This window comes from Rummeliibacillus suwonensis (assembly GCF_007896435.1).
GTDB classification, from domain to species: Bacteria; Bacillota; Bacilli; order Bacillales_A; family Planococcaceae; genus Rummeliibacillus; species Rummeliibacillus suwonensis.
The window spans coordinates 62288-65127 of sequence record NZ_VCBL01000006.1 but is presented as its reverse complement, the minus strand read 5'-3'; the positions used below and the strand labels follow the sequence as shown (position 1 = coordinate 65127).

The following is a 2840-nucleotide window of genomic DNA, read 5'->3' as shown; positions in this document are numbered from 1 at the left end:
CATTATCATCTCCAGGATGTGGATCAAGTGCTAGAAACGCACCGTTCTCTGGATTATAGTACCGAGCTTGTAAATAATAATTTTTGGTTTCCTCATCGTAATAGTAACCTGCATAGCGGATAGGGTTGTCTTTTGCCACATCGCCTTCTACGGATAAGACATTTCCATAAGCATCGTAACGATAAGAACCTACTTCTTGGTCCTCTTGATCACGAATGCTTAACACATCTCCTCGTTGATTGGTAATGTATTGGTACGTTTTGGTTTGGTAGTTTCCGGATGCCTCTTTTTCTTTCACGATCAGTCCAAGTGGTGTGTAGCCATCCCATTCATAGGAACGATATTGGGTAACTTCACCGTTTTTCTTGACGACTTCCATGTCCAATACTTCGTCATTATAGAAATATTCATGGGTTGTATCGTCCACTGTTTTCGTGAGGCGAAGTCCATTTTCATCATAGGTATAAGAGGCTACTGTGTTGCCTTCTAATGTTTGAACATTTGTTAAGCGCTGTGCTTCATTATAGGTGTACTTAAAATGTTCATCCTGTAATAGGTTTCCATCTGCATCATATTGGTAGTCCGTATCGTTTTTCTTTTCAATTTGATTGGCATCGTTAAATTGTGCGACTTGTTTTAACTCTATCCACCTGATATGATACACATTTAGATATTTCTATAGGATATATGATCTTTCTTCTATAACTGCCACCCATTTATATTTCACATACATGATTAGACTTTTATTTTCATAAGTCCATTTCATTTTTAATAGGTAATTCATTATAAGGATAATCGGTAAAGTTAGCGATAAAATCCCAGCCTATTCCATCAAAACCAATCCACAGATAAAATCTTTCTTCTAAATGATTCATCCTATAATCAAAAATGAAACGATACTGACCAACTTCACCGTTTGGATCAATTTCTACATATTTTTCGGAAGATAGTAAAACATTTTCGTTATTAAAGGCATCTAAATAAATCTTTTGAAAATGTTGAACTAATTCCACTTCATTTTCTATTTTTGCAAAATGATAAAATTTCCCTGGACCAACTTTTTTCATTTCGGCTATTTCTGAGATATTGATGTCATTTGATTCATCAAGTACATGTATATATAGTGGATATCTATCTAATTTTCTCAAAAACGGTTGTAAAAACACCTTATATCTCTCACATAAATGGTCTTCAGTAGGAGAAATAATAAAAGAAAATTCAACCAATCCTCTTTTTTCATTTTTGAAAATATAAGAAAAGTCATCACCTATTAAAAAGTTGCTTAAAAAAAATTTCATTTACCACACCACCTTATATTTGGAGGATGTCTTTATAAACACGTTTGTTTATTGCAAAATAAAAGTACAGAGGTTTGCGAGAAATTTGTGCAGAACTCAACTGCATAAAAAAAGGCTTGCCAGCCCCATAATAATTCCCTACTGTATTGATTGAGAGACCACAACAGTAGGAGGACATGAAAGGATGCTAGCGATGCCTGAAGTAAATTATATCAAACATTTAAGAGAAGAAGAAGATTTATCTATAAACGAGATTGCAAGAAAAACTGGTTGTAATTGGAGGACTGTTAAAAAATACGCAGATGGAGAAAGTTTTCAAGAAACACTCAAGTTCACTAAAAGAGGAATGATGTATGAGGAGGGGTTCGGAGAAATTGTTGACTGTTGGCTTGAGGAGGACATGAAACTCAAGAGAAAAGACCGAAGAACTAGCAAGAAGATCCATGAAGAACTTAGAAACAACCATGATTTTAAAGGTTCGTATCGGACCGTATGCGAATATATCCAACACCGAAAGCCCCAACTCAAAGCAGCCAAGGTTGAAAGACATGAGCGTTTAGAACACCATCCGGGTGAAGCACAAGTGGACTTCGGAAACATGACTGTGGTAAAAGACGGAGCGTATAAAGATGTCAAAGCCCTAATCTTGAGTTTTCCACATAGTAATGCTGGATTTAGCTACCCTCTTCCAAGCGAAAATACGGAGTGTTTCCTTGAAGGGCTAAAGGAGTTGTTTCACCAGGCTGGAGGGGTCCCAACCTATCTACGTATTGATAACTTGTCTGCGGCAGTAATTTCAATTGGCAAAGGGGACAAACGGACCTACACTGACGCATTTTTGAGATTCAAGTGCCATTATGGTTTTGAAGTGCAGCCATGTAATCCGTCAAGCGGGCATGAGAAAGGAAATGTGGAAAAGAAGGTTGGTTATACAAGGAATAATCTATTTACAACAGCACCGATAATGAAGAGTTTTCCACAATTAGCGGACTGGTTGAAGGAGGGAATGGAAAAGGATCGGCAACGCCTCCACTATGAAAAAAATGTGTTGATTGATGAGTTGTGGAAAGAGGATAAAAAACATTTGAAAGCCTTGCCTTTAACGGATCTTCCGATTTATTCTGTAAAATCCACAAAGGTTAATAAATATGGGGAAATTGAAGTTGACGGTGAAAAAATTGTTATCCACAAAGCGAAAATGAAACAAGGATTGGTCCTCAAAATGGAATGGGATCGATTCACCTGTTTTACGAATGGCGGAGAAATTGTTTACCAGGAAGACCGCCCTTATATGAATACAACAAGAGCGATACCATGGAATGATATTTTAATAGATTGGGAGAAGAAGCCTCGGTCTGTCAAGTATTCACGATTCTTTAAATATTTGCCTGAGAGGGTTCAAGCGTATCTGACGATACACCCGGAAGAAACCCGAGCAAGGGTTAAAGGTATAAAGAAACTATTAGAGAAGCATACACTAGATGATATTCACTCCTCTCTGGAAACAGAAGAACGGCTTGAAAGAGCTCCACATGAACTGGG

3 protein-coding genes are annotated in these 2840 nt (G+C 37.3%); 1 reads left to right on the top strand and 2 read right to left on the bottom strand.

What is annotated here, in order from left to right:
* Together FEU33_RS17960 and FEU33_RS17955 are read right to left on the bottom strand one after the other, a co-directional pair.
* A partial coding sequence (locus tag FEU33_RS17960; protein WP_280524874.1) for an RHS repeat domain-containing protein occupies positions 1-664 on the bottom strand: 664 nt, incomplete at its 3' end.
* Positions 665-749: 85 nt separating this feature from the next.
* Positions 750-1298, bottom strand: a complete 549-nt coding sequence (locus FEU33_RS17955; protein ID WP_146550848.1) for a hypothetical protein — start codon at positions 1296-1298, stop codon at positions 750-752.
* 184 nt (positions 1299-1482) lie between these two features.
* On the opposite strand from FEU33_RS17955, the gene istA reads away from it, so the two are divergent.
* On the top strand, positions 1483-2840 hold a 1358-nt coding region (gene istA / locus FEU33_RS17950; protein WP_146550875.1), incomplete at its 3' end, for an IS21 family transposase.